We start from the raw sequence: 16,361 nt of genomic DNA, 5'->3' as shown, positions 1-16,361 counted from the left end.
AAAGTATTCTGCTAAATTAAATTGCTATTGAAACAACATACCAAAGACTGAATCCGATTAAAAAAAGGATACCAAGTATACTATACACATGCATTATTTTTGAAGGTTGCCATTTTTTAGGCGTGTGCTTACTAGATATTAGTTTGTAATTAATTATGGCATAAAATGGTGCGGTTACAAATGATAAGATGGTTGCTATTTTTATCAACAAGCCCATTTCAGAAGCTAAAAACATAAAGATGCCTATGGTACCTATGGTTAAGAGCATAATCCAAAACGTATAGTTGAGTTTTTTAGTATTTTTAAAAAGTAGTGAAGCACTTTTTGCCATAGCTCTAGGTGATGCATCAAGCGTTGTAAGGGTAGTGCTAAACATGGTAGTAAATGCTGCTATGCCAATAAATACATAGGCCCAATCTCCTAAATTTAATGTGTACATTTTGATTAACTGACTAGAAAATACGTTTGCTGAATTACTAAAGGTTTCACCACTATTAAACATAACCAAAGCTCCAAGAAGTACAAAGCCAATACCTAAAAGTGTAGTGCCTAAATAGCCAATATTAAAATCAAAAAGAGCTGTTTTAGTGTGATATGTTTTAGATTCTTTGTTTTTCTCAACAGACCACAAGGACTGCCAAACGGCTATATCAAGTGGTGCTGGCATCCAGCCCATAAAAGCAATGAGAAAGGCAATTTCAATGCTGTTTTTAGGTAAAACCTGCTGAAAGGAGAGTGAGCTTTCATGATTTGATATGCCCATAGACACCGTAACAATGGTAGAAATAGTTAGGGTAACTATGATTATTTTCATCAATCTGTCTAGTAATTTGTATTTTCCAAAAATGAGAAGTACCAAACAGATTATAAGGATTATTATCGTCCAAAGTTCAAGACTAATAAAATGACCAAATAACGAAGACGCTAAGCCAGCTGTGACTATAGTTACAGCCGCTTGAATGGTAAACATGGTAGCAAGATTTAAAACAAAATACACAATCAAAATACTTTTACCAAGTTTGCTGTAGCCATCAAGTAAACTTTCGCCAGTTGCAGTGGCATATCTAGGACCAAACTGAAAGAAAGGATATTTAAACACGTTAACCAATAGCAAGGCCCAAATAAGTCCTAAACCAAAATCTGCACCAGCCCGAGTAGATTGCACCAAATGCGAAACGCCTATAGCTGCACCCGCAAACAGCAAGCCTGGACCTAGATTTTTTATGTGTTTGAACATTTAATTTCTTCGAATGATTTCAGCCAAAAGTTTTTTAGCTCTTAGCAATTTAACCTTTACACTGTTCATGGGTTCGCCAAGTTCTTGTGCGATTTCTTTGTAACTAAGTTCTTGAAAATACCTTAGGTTTATAATTTCTTGATAATGTGGTTTAAGTTTTTTTATATCACGAAGTAACTTGGCAAGATGTTGCTCGGTAATTAACTTGTCCTCTGGTGAAGGCGCTCCATCTAGTACTTCAAAGACTTCTTGGTCATCATTTGAAATGACTTGCGTAATGGAGTTTTTCTCTTTCCTTAATAAATCAATATGAATGTTTTTAGATATAGAAATTAACCACGTTTTAAAGGTGTAGATTTCATTAAACGTATCAATTTTATCAAAAGCTTTTGAGAAGGTTTGAATGGTAATGTCTTCGGCATCATTTTCATTTTGGGTACGTTTTAGCTGAAAGCCATAAACATCATCCCAAAACATATCAAGTAAAAAATTAAAAGCTTTCTGGTCGTTATTCTTTGCCAATTTAATGGCTTGGTCTATTTCCAATGGTTAGGTTTTGAAATAAGATTATTGATAAAGATAGTTAATTGTATAAAAACAAGAAAAAATTCTAACAGGGGAAATAGCAGAATCAAATCTTTTTCAAGAAGTTTTTTTGAAGATTTTCCTATAAAGATATATTGTAATAGCATTCTAAATAGAAATAAGGCCAATACCAATTGCCATTGAAAATTAAAGGCAAAAAGCAGAATTGATAAAACCCAAAAAAGCAGATTTGTTATGTATAATAAGCCTAAAATTAGTTTGTGATTTGTTTTGTAAAAAGATGCAGTTGAAACATGACGTCTTTTCTGTTTATACCAACTTTTAAAACTTGTTTTAGGTTTCGATTCTGTAAAACTCTTTTTTGAAAGACTAATAGCAGTATTTTTAGAATTTGCCACTTGATTTACAAAAAGGTCATCATCTCCAGATTTTACTTGAATATGATTTATAAATCCGTTGGCTTTAAAAAATGTGTCTTTAGTATAGCCTAAGTTTCTGCCAACGCCCATATATGGCAAACCAGAAAGAGCAAAAGAGAAGTAATGAACAGCGGTCATTAATGTTTCAAACCTAATAAGTTTGTTTAAAAAGGAATTTTTGATTTTTGCGTAAGGGCTATAGCCTAAAACAATGGTTTTTTCAGAGCTGAAATGACCAGCCATGTCTTGTAACCAATATTTTGAAAGCGGTTTACAGTCAGCATCGGTAAAAATAAAAAGATCGTATTTAGCTGCTTTAATTCCTAGAGTTAAAGCGTATTTTTTGTTTCCCCAAAATGCTTCAATACTTTTTACATTAACCACTTTAATATTAGCGTGTAAACTGCTAAAGTGTTCCATGACCTCAAACGTGTCATCATTTGAAGCGTCATTAATCAAAACAATTTCAAATTCTGGATAGTCTTGATTAATAATATAAGGTAAAAATGTTTTTAGGTTATCAGCTTCATTTTTTGCACAAATAATGACTGATAGGGGAGCACTACTAGTTTGAAAAGCCTTTTTTTTCTTTTTATAAAAAGCTAGTTTTGAAAAAACAACAACATAAAATAGAGCTTGAATAATAACTACAGCTATAAATGCGTAGCATACAATTTCAAGAATTTCCATTAACTATTTATGAATGTTTAGGTTCGTTACATTCACTAAACTGATCGGGAGTTTTGCCACAAAATCCACAAGCTTCTCCTTCTTTGTTAAGTACTGGATTTTGACTTGCACAAGTACCAGCAAATTTACCGTCTTTCTTAGCCCATAATTTTATGCCTATACCAGCTATACCTAATCCTAACAGAACAATTGTTATTAAAAGAAGTTTCATGTGAACGTTATAAAAATTTATGCAAAGATAATGTTTTTGCAACAGACAAAATGGAAGATTGAAACCAAAATTTTAAGTGACTAATTATGTGTATAGTGTCTTAATAATGAATTATTTGTACATTTAGAATATTAATCTATTAACATTGTTTTATTATGAAAAAATTATTTGCAGAGTTCTTTGGTACGTTTTGGCTGGTTTTTGGAGGTTGTGGTAGTGCGGTGTTTGCGGCAGGTTATCCGGAATTAGGAATAGGTTTTGTTGGTGTTGCTTTTGCCTTTGGTTTAACTGTATTAACCATGGCCTATGCTGTTGGCCATATTTCTGGTGGACATTTTAATCCTGCGGTTTCGCTTGGGTTATGGGCCGGAGGAAAGTTTGATACTAAAGATTTGTTGGGCTATATTGTTGCGCAGTTAGTTGGAGGTATAATTGCTGCGGGTACTTTATTTTTAATTTTAAGTAATAAATCTGATTTTGTTGATATTGGGGGGTTTGCTGCCAATGGTTATGGCGATTTATCGCCAGATGGTTATTCTATGACAGCTGGTTTTATTGCTGAGTTTTTATTAACTATGTTTTTTCTGTTAATTATTTTGGGAAGTACTCATGGTAAAGCCCCTAAAGGATTTGCTCCTATTGCGATAGGTTTGGGATTAACGCTTATTCATTTAATCAGTATTCCTATCACGAATACCTCTGTAAATCCAGCTAGGTCAACTAGCCAGGCGTTATTTGCAGGTGGAGAGTATTTGGGACAGCTATGGTTGTTTTGGATAGCTCCTATTGCTGGGGCAGTTGTAGCAGGTTTGATTCATAAAGCAATGTTTGAAGACGTTTAAATATAAGTAGACTAAAACGCAATAAAAAAGCCTCATTTTGTTTGAATGAGGCTTTTTACAATTTAGTTCAATGGATTATTGTAAACTAATTTGTGCTACTGAGTTTTCAACAGAGGCAATGGTGTTTCCTCCTTTTGGCTCAATAGTAATACTTAAAGCAAGGGCATCTTCCATGTAAGGAATATTGCGTAATTTTCTGTCGGCTTTATCTAAAATACCTAAGTTGACCATTTTACCTTGTAGCTCTGCCCAAATTTGATAACATTGCTCATTTGGTAAATCTGGAAGTGATACAACATCTATCATAGATGTTTTTTCTTTGGCATTAATGTAAGCCACCGTTTTTAAATCTTTGGCTCTATCATTACCTTTTATGATATACTTTTCAGTTTCAGGATTGTTAAGCTTTAAAAGTTGCCTCATAACATTGTCAAGCATTTTGTTATTTTGCTCAATGTCACCTCGTAAATCAAACAATTCATCAACTACCACTTGGTTTTCTTTTGATAATTTTTGATTTTGATTATAAAAGATATAAGATGTTCCTGCAAATAATAAAGCGGTAATACTAGCGGCAATACTGTATTTATACCACTTTTTATACCTGTTTTTAGGCTTTAAACTAATAACAGGAGTGTCATCTAATTCATTTAAAACAGCACTCAAAATATGTTTGGGCGCTTCAATAGCATTACTTTTTGCAACAATTTCTAAGTTGTGTTGTAATGTGTTGTATGTATTTTCAACTTCTGGATATCTAGCTATGTAAGATTCTACCATTTCTGTCTCTACAGAATTGGTTTCACCTAATAGATATTTTTCTAAAAGGCCAGAACTTAAAAATGTATTTATTTTTTCATTCATGACGTTATATTTTTACGGATTGTAAATTTTTTTTAATTCACGCAATCCAATTTTTAACCTAGATTTTATTGTTCCTAACGGAATATCTAATTCATCGCTAGCTTCCTGCTGCGTCATACCTTCAAAAAAGAGGGCATTAATCACTATTTGATACTTTTCATCTAATGTGTTTAGATGCTTTTTTATATCTAAAACATCCTGATTAAGTTCATTGGATGTTATTTTATATACGGGTGAATTTTCAATCTGGACTTCATTTCCCGTTTTATTTTTTAAAGATCTTACTTTGTCTATCGCTGTATTGTATGCAATTCTGTACAGCCAGGTAAAAAGTTTGGCTTTGCTTGCATCATATTTTTTGGCATATCGCCAAATTTTCACGAATGTTTCTTGAAGTACATCCTGTGCGGTTTCTTCATCAGCAATGATTTTTTGAATAACACCGTATAGGGCATCTGCATAGTTTTCATAAAGTAAGCTAACTGCTTTCTTGTCACCATTTTGTAACAAGTTAACAATCTCTTTTTCTATTGGTGAAATCAAAGTAAGTTATATTTATTGAACAGGGTCATAAAAATCCGTGACGCTAAAGGTAGAAATTTCTTTTTAGATTATATGATATTAACTTCAGGTTCAATGATAATGTTAAAAAGCCGTTTTACTGTTTTTTGAATTAACAGAGCAAGCTTTAAAATATCTGAACCTTGCGCCCCGCCATAATTAACAAGAACAAGGGCTTGGTTTTTGTGAACCCCATAATTATTGAATTGTTTTCCTTTAAAACCAGCTTTTTCAATAAGCCATCCAGCGGGAACTTTTACTAGGTTATCTGAAACAGGATAACTCGGTATATCTGAAAAATTATTGGCTAGCTTATCAAAATGTGTTCGTTCAATAACAGGATTTTTAAAAAAACTTCCACTATTTCCAATAAATTTCGGATCGGGTAATTTACTTTTTCTAATGCTTATTACAGCGTTAGAAACATCTTTAATGTTTGGGTTTTGAATACCTTGTTTTTCTAATTCAGAAATAATTGTTCCGTAGTTGATGCTTAGTTTATGATGCTGCCTAGTTAGTTTAAAAGTGACACTTGTAATAATAAATTGACCTTTTGCTTCATTTTTAAAAATGGAATTTCTGTAGCCAAAATTACAGTGGGTATTTGTAAATTGGTTTAACTTTCCTGTCTTAATTTCAAGTGCCTCACATGAATGAAAAACATCTTTTAGTTCTACACCATAAGCGCCAATATTTTGAATAGGCGCCGTACCTACATTTCCAGGGATTAGTGATAAATTTTCAACGCCTCCATAATGGTTTGCAATACACCAAAGTACAAACTCATGCCAATTTTCTCCAGCTTGTGCATTTACAAAAACAAAATCGTCATTTTGATTTACAAGCTCTATGCCTTTTAATCTGTTCAAAATGACCAATCCGTCATAGTCTTTGGTAAGCAAAATATTACTGCCTCCTCCTAAAATAAGTTTATTTGGGTATTCTTGGGCAGTAACATAGGTTTTTAGCTCGGTAAGTGTATTGGCAGTTGCAAAATACTTTGCATGCGCATCAATGCCAAAGGTATTAAACGGCTTTAAAGATATGTTGGTTTTAATTTCCACTAATTAGGATACACTTTTAAGGCTTCTTTCAGTATGTTAACAGCTTTTAGGAGGCTTTCTTTATTTAATACGTAGGCAATTCTTATTTGGTTTAGCCCAACGCCTGGTGTTGAATAAAATCCACCAGCGGGAGCCACCATGATAGTTTCGCCGTCAATGTCAAAGGATTCTAGTAGCCATTGGGCAAAATCATCTGAGTTTTTTATAGGTAATTCTGCAATACAATAAAACGCTCCTTTAGGAACAGCTACTTTTACACCATCTATTTTTTTTAGGGCCTCTATTAAGGTATTTCTGCGTTCTAAATATTCATTTATAACATTATCAAAGTAACTTTGAGGCGTATCTAAAGCGGCTTCGCTAGCTATTTGAGCATAACTTGGTGGACTCAACCTAGCTTGAGCAAATTTTAGTACCGTTTGCATAACGGTTGTATTCTTAGAAACCAAACAGCCTACTCTAGCACCACACATGCTGTAACGTTTAGAAACAGAATCTATCATTACAGCATGTTGTTCAATACCTTTTTCCTGTAAGATAGAGTAATGTGATTCACCATCATAAATAAACTCACGATACACTTCATCAGCAACTAAAAATAAATCGTGTTTTAAGGCAAGTTCAGCTAGCTGATGAATTTCTTCTTTACTGTACAAAGCACCAGTTGGATTGCCAGGGTTGCATATTAAGATAGCCTTGGTTTTTGGACTTATTAATTTTTCAAATGTTTCAACCGAAGGTAGCGCAAAATTGTCATCAATATTACAAATTGCAGGAACAACATTAACACCTGTAGCGGTTGAAAACGCAATATAATTGGCATAGAAAGGTTCAGAGATGATAACTTCATCTTCTGGATCCATAATACTACTAAACAGAAATAATAAAGCTTCACTGGCTCCAGTAGTTACAATGATATCTTCATGTGATACATCTATACCATGTTTAGCATAATATTTTGCCAATTTTATTCTATACGCTTCAGAGCCTTCAGAGCGTGAATAAGAAAGAATTTCAATAGTATTGTCTTTAACGGCTTGCAAGGCAACCTCTGGGGTTTTTATATCTGGTTGGCCTATATTTAAATGATAAATGTGTTTTCCAGCCTTTATTGCTTGTTCCGCAAAAGGAACAAGCTTTCTAATAGGTGAGGCAGGCATTAATTTGCCTTTTTTTGATATCGTTGGCATTTTTTCAATTTAGGCTGCAAAGTTGAGAAAATATTCTTAAAGTTTTTTTAAAAAAACGGGCTAATTCAGCACACAAGAATAAAGATTTGTAAATTGATACATAACGAACTATCTGAATACTTCATGAAAAATAAACTCTGCTTTTTTTTAATGATTTTTTGTTTGAGTCATTTAGGGTTTTCTCAAGATAGATTTGTGATTCAAAATAAACGAAATTCAGACAGAGTTAAGTTTAAACTTATCAATAATTTAGTGGTTATTCCTGTTGAAGTCAATGGCGTAACATTGTCTTTTTTACTCGATACAGGTGTTTCTAAACCCATGATATTTAATTTTTTAAATATTTCTGATACCTTAGAAATAAAAGACACAGAGACTATTTATTTAAGAGGGTTAGGAGGTGAACAATCAGTGGAAGCATTGCGCTCCAGAAACAATGTTTTTAAAATTGGAGATGCTGTAAAATTAAATCAAGATTTGTATGCCATATTTAATACAAATTTAGACTTAGCGCCAAGATTAGGCATTCCTGTGCATGGTATTATTGGTTTTGATTTGCTTAAAGATTTAATTGTTCAAATCAATTATTCCACCCAAACTATAAAGCTTACAGATCCTGAGGTTTTTACGTATAAATCTTGCCGCGACTGTGAAACTTTAAATCTTGAATTTCATAACAATAAACCTTATATCAATGCTTTGGTTAATACAAATCGGCAGAATGTTGTTGTTAAGTTATTAATTGATTCGGGAAGTAGTGATGCCTTATGGTTGTTTGAAAATGATACCATTGAGGTAAAGAAGGAAAGTGATTTTTTTTATGATTTTTTGGGGCATGGCTTAACAGGGAGTGTTTATGGAAAAAGAGCGAAACTAGAGGCTTTGTCTTTAAAGAAGTTTAAGCTAAAAGATGTTAATGTGTCTTATCCTGATGCCGAGTCTGTGTTTCATGCTCAGAAAATTAAGGATCGAGACGGGAGTTTGGCTGGTAATATTTTAAAACGATTTAATATAACATTTGACTACCAAAATGCAAAAATAACGCTTAGGAAGAATAAATATTTTAGAGATAAGTTTAGTTATAACAGAAGTGGAATAGAATTGGCTCATCAAGGTTCAAGGCTGGTGCAGGAAGTAGATAAAAGTGCTAGAAAAAAAGAGAATTTAATTCAAGAAGATTCTCAAAATAGTTTTAGATTAGACAGAAATTTAGATTATAAAATTGTCTTAAAGCCAGCTTACGTTATTGTAGAGTTACGTGAAAATTCTCCTGCCCAACGAGCAGGCTTACAAATTAATGATCTGTTGTTAAGTATTAACGGGAAAAGCACATACCAGTATTCGTTACAGCAAATTATTGAAAAGTTTTATGCTGAAGACGGAAAAAAAATAAAACTAAAAATTGAACGTGACGGGCGAATATTGAATTATAGCTTTCATTTAGAAAAATTGTTTTAATGATTCCTAATTTTCCGGAAGGTTTAAAAAGTAGATTTATTCGTCGGTGTTTTTTTTGAAGGGTATACGCTTAGCTTTTTTTAAACTTTCATTAAGCATCCATTCAATTTGACCATTGGTACTTCGGAATTCATCCGCAGCCCATTTTTCAATAGCCTTCAGCATGTCTTCATTAATACGTAATGCAAATGCTTTCTTTTTAGCCATTTTTTAATTTTGATTCAAATATCTTGAAATTACACGGTCTATCTCACTTTTTTTTTGAGTCCCGATAAGAATCCTTTTTTTGTTTTTAAGTGTCAATTGTAAACCAATATTGCCTTTTACATTAATGGCAATGTTTTTGCCTCCAAGAAGGCTTCCGCCTCTTAAGCCCCATCCGCCATATTCCTTTATTGCATTGTACTTTCTTGTTTTTGCGCTAAAAATATCTTTCCAATAAATGGTTTTTAAATTTCTGTGTATTGGAAAAAATTGGTAATGTATACCAATTTCATCAATTCGAGTGTTTAGTTTAAAGATAAAAATAAAACTACAGCATAGAATTATAAAAGAAGAGATTAGAAGATAGTTTAATAAAGATATTTGTTTTGCTATCAAACCATTAGTCAAAAAAATAAGAGGAATCATTATAGATAAGCCAATTACAATGAGAAGCCAACTCTGTGTAAAACGCTGTTCTTCTTTAAAAATTCTCATTGTTATTGGTGTAATGTTCCTGTATTCAACACAGGAGAGGCATCTTTATCTCCACAAAGAACAACCATAAGGTTGCTCACCATTGCGGCTTTTCGTTCTTCATCTAAATCAACAATGTCTTTTTTGTTTAATTCTTCTAAAGCCATTTCAACCATGCTTACTGCGCCTTCTACAATTTTATGTCTTGCAGCTACTATGGCTGTAGCTTGTTGTCTTTTTAGCATAGCATTAGCAATTTCTTGAGCATAGGCTAAATACCCAATTCTAGCTTCTAAAACTTCTATTCCTGCAATTGATAAACGCTCATCAATTTCTTTTTCAAGAGTTTCACTAACCTCATTAACACTAGATCTTAGAGTAATATCTTCGGTATAGCCTTCATCTGCAAAATTATCGTAAGGATACATACTCGCTAGCTTACGTACCGCAGCGTCAGTTTGTACCCGTACAAAATCCTCGTAATTATCAACATCAAAGGCCGCTTTAAACGTGTCTTTTACGCGCCAAACTAAAATGGTGCTTATCATAACTGGGTTTCCTAGTTTGTCATTTACTTTGAGGCGTTCACTATCAAAGTTTCTGGCGCGTAGCGAAATTTTCTTTTTTGTATAAAACGGGTTTACCCAATAAAAACCATTTTTTTTAATGGTGCCTACGTATTTTCCAAAAAGTAAAAACACTCTTGAGTTGTTTGGTTGTACCATAATAAAACCTATAGAAGTAATTAGAGCAAGAACGATTGGGATAGCTGCAAATCCTGTTCCTACTTGAATGAGTGCTATACCACCAATTAACATAAGGGTAAAAACAATTAACATAAGATAACCGTTGGCTGGCATTATAAGTTTTTCTTCTTTCATGATTTAAAATGATATTAAAATGATATCATAAATATATATAAAAATATTTGATAAATAATTGTTTTTATGAATAAAAGTTCAAAATTCTTGGGACATAAGAATATGTACTTGTAATGATTAATCATTAAAGCATTTAAATGGAAGATGGAAAATGATATAAATTGATTAGATATAACGCAGTAGTATAAAAGACAATACGGTGCGTTACTCAATAAATAAGAAGGAAATAATTAGTTTAATCTCTAATCTTCTTTTTACGAAGTTCAAAATTCTGACCTAAATACACTTTTCGTACCATTTCGTCATCGGCCAATTCTTCAGGTTTACCCGCTTTAAGAATACTTCCTTCAAACATTAAATAAGTACGGTCTGTAATAGCTAGCGTTTCTTGTACGTTATGATCTGTGATAAGAATACCTATGTTCTTTTTTGTTAACTGCGCTACAATACGCTGAATATCTTCAACAGCAACGGGGTCAACACCAGCAAAGGGTTCGTCAAGTAAAATGAAGCTGGGATCTGTAGCTAGGGCACGTGCAATTTCAGTACGTCTGCGTTCACCACCAGACAGTAAATCGCCTCGGTTTTTTCTAATATGGCCTAGCCCAAATTCTTCAATAAGTGATTCCATTTTAAGTTCTTGTTCTTTTTTACTAAGCTTGGTAAGTTGTAAAACACTTAAAATATTATCCTCAATACTTAATTTTCTAAAAACAGACGCTTCTTGAGCTAAGTATCCAATTCCGTTTTGAGCCCGTTTATACATGGGGTATTTAGTGATTTCAGTATTATCTAAAAAAATATGTCCGCCATTTGGTTTAATTAAGCCTACAATCATGTAGAACGATGTGGTTTTTCCTGCACCATTTGGGCCTAAAAGACCTACAATTTCCCCTTGGTTAACCTCTAAGGAAACATCTTTTACTACTTTTCGTCCGTTGTAGGACTTCATTAAATTTTCTGCTTTTAATATCATAACTGCAATAACGTAAAATTTAAACAATTATTGGGCTTCTAGGGCATCCCAAAACTCATAGGCTCGTCTTAAATGAGGAATCACAATGGTGCCTCCTACCAAAGTAGCGATGCTTAACGCTTCAATAACTTCTTCTTTTTTTAAACCTTCTTTATAACAGGTTTCTAAATGATATTTAATACAATCATCGCATCTTAATACCGCAGAAGCCACCAAACCTAAAAGTTCTTTTGTTTTTACATCTAAGGCGCCTTTGGCGTATGCATTGGTATCCAGGTTAAAAATGCGCTTTATTATTTTGTTATTATCAGCAAGAATTTTGTCATTCATTCTTGAGCGATACGCATTAAATTCATTAACAATATCAGACATTTTTAGCTTCTTTTCGTTTTTGATTTCTAACCACTATTTTAGAAATGTAAATACTTACTTGGTATAATATTAATACAGGAATAGCTACAATAACCTGACTAGCAATGTCTGGTGGTGTAATAATGGCTGAAAATATAAGGACAATAACCAATGCGTATTTTCTATATTTTTTAAGGAATTCAGGCGTAACTAAGCCTATTTTTGTTAAAAAATATATGATTATAGGAAGCTCGAAAATGAGTCCTGATGCCAGTGAGGAAGCTCTTACCAAGGCGATGTATGAACTAATGTCAATTTGATTGTCAACCAATTCTGAAATGCTATAATTTGCTAAGAAATTTATAGATAAAGGCGTAATGATATAGTAACCAAATAACACGCCTAGGAAAAATAACAAGGAACTAATAATAATAAAACCACGAGAATGCCTACGTTCATTATCATGCAATCCTGGACTAACAAATAGCCATAGTTGATAAATAACATAAGGAAAGGAAATAATGAATCCACCCAAAATAGCCGTCCAAATATCAGCAGAGAACTGACCTGCCATCGTTCTGTTTTGTAATATTAACGGAATCTCATCATTACAAAATGTGGTGTCAATATTGATAAAGTTGGCCGTTTTGCATAGCATATCATACGTTGGGAAATCCATGCTTAGTGGTGCAAATATTATGGCATCAAAAATAAATCTACTAAAAATAAAAGCTAAAGTGGCAACAATAACAATAGATAAACAAATTCTAATTAAATGCCAACGTAAATCTTCAAGATGATCTAAAAAAGACATCTCGTTTATATTCTTTTTTGCCATTATATAATGCCTTCTTTTATTAAATCATGTAAATGAACAACGCCTGCATATTCACCATTATGTTCTACCAATAATTGAGAAATGCTATGGTCTTCCATAACATCTAAGGCATCAATAGCCATAGCGCTAGCTTCAATAGTTCTAGGTTTTTTGCTCATAATATCACCTGCTGTAAGCCCTGTTAAATTGTCTGAGTTACTTAGCATACGTCTTAAATCTCCATCAGTGATTATGCCAATGATTTTGTTGTCTTCAACCACAGCAGTAACACCTAGCATTTTTTCAGAAATCTCAATAATGACATTTTTTATGCTTGTTTCTGGAGTTACTTGGGGTTTAGTGTTTACAGATGAAATGTCTTGTACTCTTAGGTATAATTTCTTGCCCAAAGCGCCTCCAGGATGGTATTTTGCAAAATCCTTGCTTGAAAACCCACGCAAATCTAACAAACAAACGGCTAAAGCATCACCCATAACCAACTGAGCGGTTGTACTTGTAGTTGGTGCTAAATTATTTGGGCAGGCTTCTTTTTCTACAAATGTATTTAGAATGAAATCTGCTTGCTGACCAAGGAATGAATCTGGATTTCCAGTCATGGCAATCATTTTGTTATTTGCTCTTTTTATTAATGGTGCCAAAACTTTAATTTCTGGCGTATTCCCACTTTTTGAAATACAAATAACAATATCATCTTTAAGAATTAAACCTAAATCACCGTGAATAGCGTCGGCGGCATGCATAAAAACTGAAGGTGTTCCAGTAGAATTTAAGGTGGCTACAATTTTTGAAGCAATTATAGCACTCTTCCCAATACCAGTAATAACAACGCGTCCTTTTGATTTATAAATAAGTTCAACTGCTTTAGTGAAATCATTTGATATTAAATTAGATAGGTTTAAAATGGCATCACTCTCCATTTTAATGGTTTCTTTCGCTTTGTTAATTATTACACTATTGTCTTTCAAAACTTAATTTTTTTTGGGTTCATGTTTAAAGATTTTATTATCTTTAATCACATTCGGTTCTAATATGAACTAGAGCTTGAAAATTCGTTACAAAACTAACGAAAAAATAAATGAGGGTTCTTCAATTACATTATTAAATTAACTCTTGCTTTTTAATGTGTTTGAAGAAAAGAAGTAATTAATTATTTTGAATTGATGTTAATAGCAAAAAATGACTTGCACGCTGCTCTGAAGAAATATTTTGGGTTTAATAAATTCAAAGGTCTTCAAGAAGCCGTAGTTGAAAGTATTTTATCAGGAAATCATACGTTTGTGATTATGCCAACGGGCGGTGGTAAATCGCTCTGTTATCAGTTGCCAGCTTTAATGCAAGAAGGTACAGCCATTGTTGTTTCGCCGTTGATAGCCTTGATGAAAAATCAGGTAGACGCGATTAGAGGGGTGTCAAAAGAAGATGGTATAGCCCATGTTCTAAATTCTTCCTTAAACAAAACCGAAATTAAACAGGTTAAAGAAGATATTGTAAATGGGGTTACAAAGTTATTGTATGTAGCACCAGAATCTTTAACTAAAGATGAGAATGTTGAATTTTTACGCTCGGTGAAAATTTCATTCATGGCCATTGATGAAGCCCATTGCATTAGTGAATGGGGGCATGATTTTAGGCCAGAATACAGAAATTTAAGGCATATTATAAAGCGCATTGGAGATAACATTCCTATTATTGGTTTAACAGCCACGGCAACTCCTAAGGTTCAGGAAGATATTATTAAGAATTTAGGTATTACAGGAGCCAATACGTTTAAAGCTTCCTTTAATAGGCCCAATTTGTATTATGAAGTTAGGCCTAAAACCAAAGCCGTAGATGCTGATATTATTCGTTTTATAAAGCAGAATGAAGGCAAATCTGGTATTGTATATTGTTTAAGCCGAAAACGAGTAGAGGAATTGGCCCAAGTGCTTCAGGTAAATGGTATTAATGCTGTGCCTTATCATGCGGGGTTAGATGCCAAAACCAGATCCAGCCATCAAGATAAATTCCTTATGGAAGATGTTGATGTTGTTGTGGCTACCATAGCATTTGGTATGGGGATAGATAAACCCGATGTTCGTTTTGTAATACATCATGATATTCCTAAAAGTATTGAAAGCTATTATCAGGAAACAGGTAGAGCCGGAAGAGATGGAGGTGAAGGACATTGTTTGGCCTTTTATAGTTACAAAGACATTGAAAAGCTTGAAAAATTCATGTCTGGTAAACCAGTGGCAGAGCAGGAAATTGGTCATGCTTTATTGCAGGAAGTAATTGCTTTTGCTGAAACCTCTATATCGAGGCGTAAATTTATTCTTCATTATTTTGGAGAGGAATTTGATAATGACACAGGTGAAGGAGGTGATATGGATGATAACGTGAGATATCCTAAAAAGCAAACAGAAGCAAAGGATGATGTAAAGGTTTTGTTGGAAATTATTAGAGATACTAATGAAAAGTACAAATCTAAAGACCTGGTGAATGTTATTATAGGAAAAGAAAATGCCTTAATTAACTCGCACAAAACAAACGAGCAGCCTTTCTTTGGTAAAGGAAAAGATAAAGACAAAAAGCATTGGATGGCGCTTTTAAGGCAAGTACTTATTGCAGGGTATTTAAAAAAGGATATTGAAACTTACGGTGTTATAAAGATAGTAGAAGAGGGGAAAAAGTTTATTGATAGCCCAATATCTTTTATGATGACTGAAGATCATGTCTTTGAAGGTGAGCAAGAAGATGGTTCTATAATAGCACCATCAAAAAGTGCTGGAGCGGTGGCAGATACAGTTTTAATGGGCATACTTAAAGATTTGCGTAAAAAGAATGCTAAAAAATTAGGGGTCCCCCCTTTTGTTATTTTTCAAGATCCTTCGTTAGAAGATATGGCGCTTAAATATCCCATTACCCTTGCGGAATTGGCAAATGTTCACGGTGTTGGAGACGGCAAGGCAAAAAAATACGGCAAAGATTTTATAGCTCTAATAGCCAAGTATGTTGAAGAAAATGATATTATTAGGCCAGATGATTTGGTGGTAAAATCTACTGGAAGCAATTCGGCCAATAAACTTTATATCATTCAAAATATAGATAGAAAGTTGCCACTTGATGATATTGCTTCAGCTAAAGGTATGGAAATGGATGAGTTTATTAAGGAAATGGAAGCCATAGTTTATTCGGGAACAAAATTGAATATTGATTACTGGATTGATGATATTTTAGATGAAGAGCAACAAGAAGAAATTCATGAGTATTTTATGGAATCGGAAACAGATGCCATTTCAGATGCTATTGATGAGTTTGATGGCGATTATGATGACGAAGAACTGCGTTTATACAGAATAAAGTTTATCAGTGAAGTAGCTAATTAAAAGATTTTTTTAAATCACAACACAAATAAAGCCTAGCATATGTTATGGCTTTTTTTATTGCCTTAAGCTTCTTAAAATAGGCTTGAATGCAACTTAGATGCATCATGTTTTGCAAGCCATTTTCATAAACACTATGATATTTGGTTTTTATTTAGAGGGCATACTCGTAAATTTAATTAATACTTATTGT

At 33.2% G+C, this 16,361-nt stretch carries 18 protein-coding genes; 3 read left to right on the top strand and 15 right to left on the bottom strand.

The annotated features are described in order from the left end of the window. Window positions 1-16: 16 nt before the first annotated feature. The 4 genes from FGF67_RS08120 to FGF67_RS08105 are packed head-to-tail and all read right to left on the bottom strand — an operon-like array spanning window position 17 to window position 3,103. Complete coding sequence (locus tag FGF67_RS08120) at window positions 17-1,237, bottom strand: Nramp family divalent metal transporter (RefSeq protein ID WP_139696572.1); 1,221 nt, start codon at window positions 1,235-1,237, stop codon at window positions 17-19. Next, window positions 1,238-1,783, bottom strand: a complete 546-nt coding sequence (locus tag FGF67_RS08115; RefSeq protein WP_139696570.1) for an RNA polymerase sigma factor — start codon at window positions 1,781-1,783, stop codon at window positions 1,238-1,240. Beyond that, window positions 1,774-2,892 carry a glycosyltransferase gene (locus tag FGF67_RS08110; RefSeq protein WP_199240670.1) on the bottom strand — a complete coding sequence of 373 codons (1,119 nt, stop codon included), beginning with the start codon at window positions 2,890-2,892 and terminating at the stop codon, window positions 1,774-1,776. Before FGF67_RS08110 ends, FGF67_RS08115 begins: the two co-directional genes overlap by 10 nt. Before the next feature lie 7 nt (window positions 2,893-2,899). Beyond that, window positions 2,900-3,103 carry a membrane or secreted protein gene (locus FGF67_RS08105; RefSeq protein WP_139696568.1) on the bottom strand — a complete coding sequence of 68 codons (204 nt, stop codon included), beginning with the start codon at window positions 3,101-3,103 and terminating at the stop codon, window positions 2,900-2,902. Window positions 3,104-3,258: 155 nt separating this feature from the next. On the opposite strand from FGF67_RS08105, the gene aqpZ reads away from it, so the two are divergent. Beyond that, window positions 3,259-3,945, top strand: a complete 687-nt coding sequence (gene aqpZ, locus FGF67_RS08100; protein ID WP_139696567.1) for an aquaporin Z — start codon at window positions 3,259-3,261, stop codon at window positions 3,943-3,945. Between the two features lie 75 nt (window positions 3,946-4,020). Here aqpZ and FGF67_RS08095 read toward each other — a convergent pair whose 3' ends face one another. From FGF67_RS08095 to FGF67_RS08080, 4 genes are all read right to left on the bottom strand, one after another. Continuing rightward, entirely contained in the window at window positions 4,021-4,809 is a 789-nt protein-coding gene (locus tag FGF67_RS08095) for an anti-sigma factor (RefSeq protein WP_139696565.1), read from the bottom strand. Between the two features lie 12 nt (window positions 4,810-4,821). Beyond that, complete coding sequence (locus FGF67_RS08090; RefSeq protein WP_139696562.1) at window positions 4,822-5,352, bottom strand: RNA polymerase sigma factor; 531 nt, start codon at window positions 5,350-5,352, stop codon at window positions 4,822-4,824. Window positions 5,353-5,420: 68 nt separating this feature from the next. Beyond that, window positions 5,421-6,434: a UDP-N-acetylmuramate dehydrogenase gene (murB, locus tag FGF67_RS08085; RefSeq protein ID WP_139696560.1), complete on the bottom strand. Its 1,014-nt coding sequence runs from the start codon at window positions 6,432-6,434 to the stop codon at window positions 5,421-5,423. Next, entirely contained in the window at window positions 6,434-7,624 is a 1,191-nt protein-coding gene (locus FGF67_RS08080) for a pyridoxal phosphate-dependent aminotransferase (RefSeq protein WP_139696559.1), read from the bottom strand. The genes murB and FGF67_RS08080 overlap by 1 nt, the downstream gene beginning before the upstream one ends. Before the next feature lie 150 nt (window positions 7,625-7,774). Here FGF67_RS08080 and FGF67_RS08075 point away from each other — a divergent pair, with 150 nt between their 5' ends. Continuing rightward, window positions 7,775-9,082, top strand: coding sequence for a PDZ domain-containing protein (locus FGF67_RS08075; RefSeq protein ID WP_233244037.1), 1,308 nt, complete (start codon window positions 7,775-7,777; stop codon window positions 9,080-9,082). 36 nt (window positions 9,083-9,118) lie between these two features. Here the strand turns inward: FGF67_RS08075 and FGF67_RS08070 are convergent, their stop codons facing one another. The 7 genes from FGF67_RS08070 to FGF67_RS08040 form a co-directional block, all read right to left on the bottom strand. Next, window positions 9,119-9,289 (bottom strand): Arc family DNA-binding protein, encoded by a 171-nt coding sequence (locus tag FGF67_RS08070; RefSeq protein ID WP_139696555.1) that lies wholly within the window; start codon window positions 9,287-9,289, stop codon window positions 9,119-9,121. Between the two features lie 3 nt (window positions 9,290-9,292). Next, window positions 9,293-9,781, bottom strand: coding sequence for a hypothetical protein (locus FGF67_RS08065; RefSeq protein WP_139696554.1), 489 nt, complete (start codon window positions 9,779-9,781; stop codon window positions 9,293-9,295). Between the two features lie 2 nt (window positions 9,782-9,783). Further along, on the bottom strand, window positions 9,784-10,641 hold the full coding sequence (locus FGF67_RS08060; RefSeq protein ID WP_139696552.1) for an SPFH domain-containing protein: 858 nt from the start codon (window positions 10,639-10,641) through the stop codon (window positions 9,784-9,786). Window positions 10,642-10,876: 235 nt separating this feature from the next. Then, window positions 10,877-11,617 (bottom strand): LPS export ABC transporter ATP-binding protein, encoded by a 741-nt coding sequence (lptB, locus tag FGF67_RS08055; RefSeq protein ID WP_139696550.1) that lies wholly within the window; start codon window positions 11,615-11,617, stop codon window positions 10,877-10,879. 27 nt (window positions 11,618-11,644) lie between these two features. After that, a complete protein-coding gene (locus FGF67_RS08050; RefSeq protein ID WP_139696548.1) occupies window positions 11,645-11,989 on the bottom strand; it encodes a carboxymuconolactone decarboxylase family protein in 345 nt (114 codons plus the stop codon). Beyond that, entirely contained in the window at window positions 11,982-12,806 is an 825-nt protein-coding gene (gene tatC, locus FGF67_RS08045) for a twin-arginine translocase subunit TatC (RefSeq protein WP_139696546.1), read from the bottom strand. The genes FGF67_RS08050 and tatC overlap by 8 nt, the downstream gene beginning before the upstream one ends. Further along, the gene (locus FGF67_RS08040) at window positions 12,806-13,723 is read right to left on the bottom strand and encodes a KpsF/GutQ family sugar-phosphate isomerase (protein WP_139696849.1); all 918 of its coding nucleotides are present in this window, start codon (window positions 13,721-13,723) and stop codon (window positions 12,806-12,808) included. Before FGF67_RS08040 ends, tatC begins: the two co-directional genes overlap by 1 nt. Window positions 13,724-13,966: 243 nt before the next feature. On the opposite strand from FGF67_RS08040, the gene FGF67_RS08035 reads away from it, so the two are divergent. Further along, entirely contained in the window at window positions 13,967-16,171 is a 2,205-nt protein-coding gene (locus FGF67_RS08035) for an ATP-dependent DNA helicase RecQ (RefSeq protein ID WP_139696544.1), read from the top strand. Window positions 16,172-16,361 lie beyond the last annotated feature (190 nt).

The sequence above is a fragment of the Allotamlana fucoidanivorans genome (assembly GCF_006265225.1).
Taxonomy (GTDB): Bacteria; Bacteroidota; Bacteroidia; order Flavobacteriales; family Flavobacteriaceae; genus Allotamlana; species Allotamlana fucoidanivorans.
Note: the sequence above shows the minus strand (reverse complement) of the source record. Positions and strands in the feature narration are given on the sequence as shown.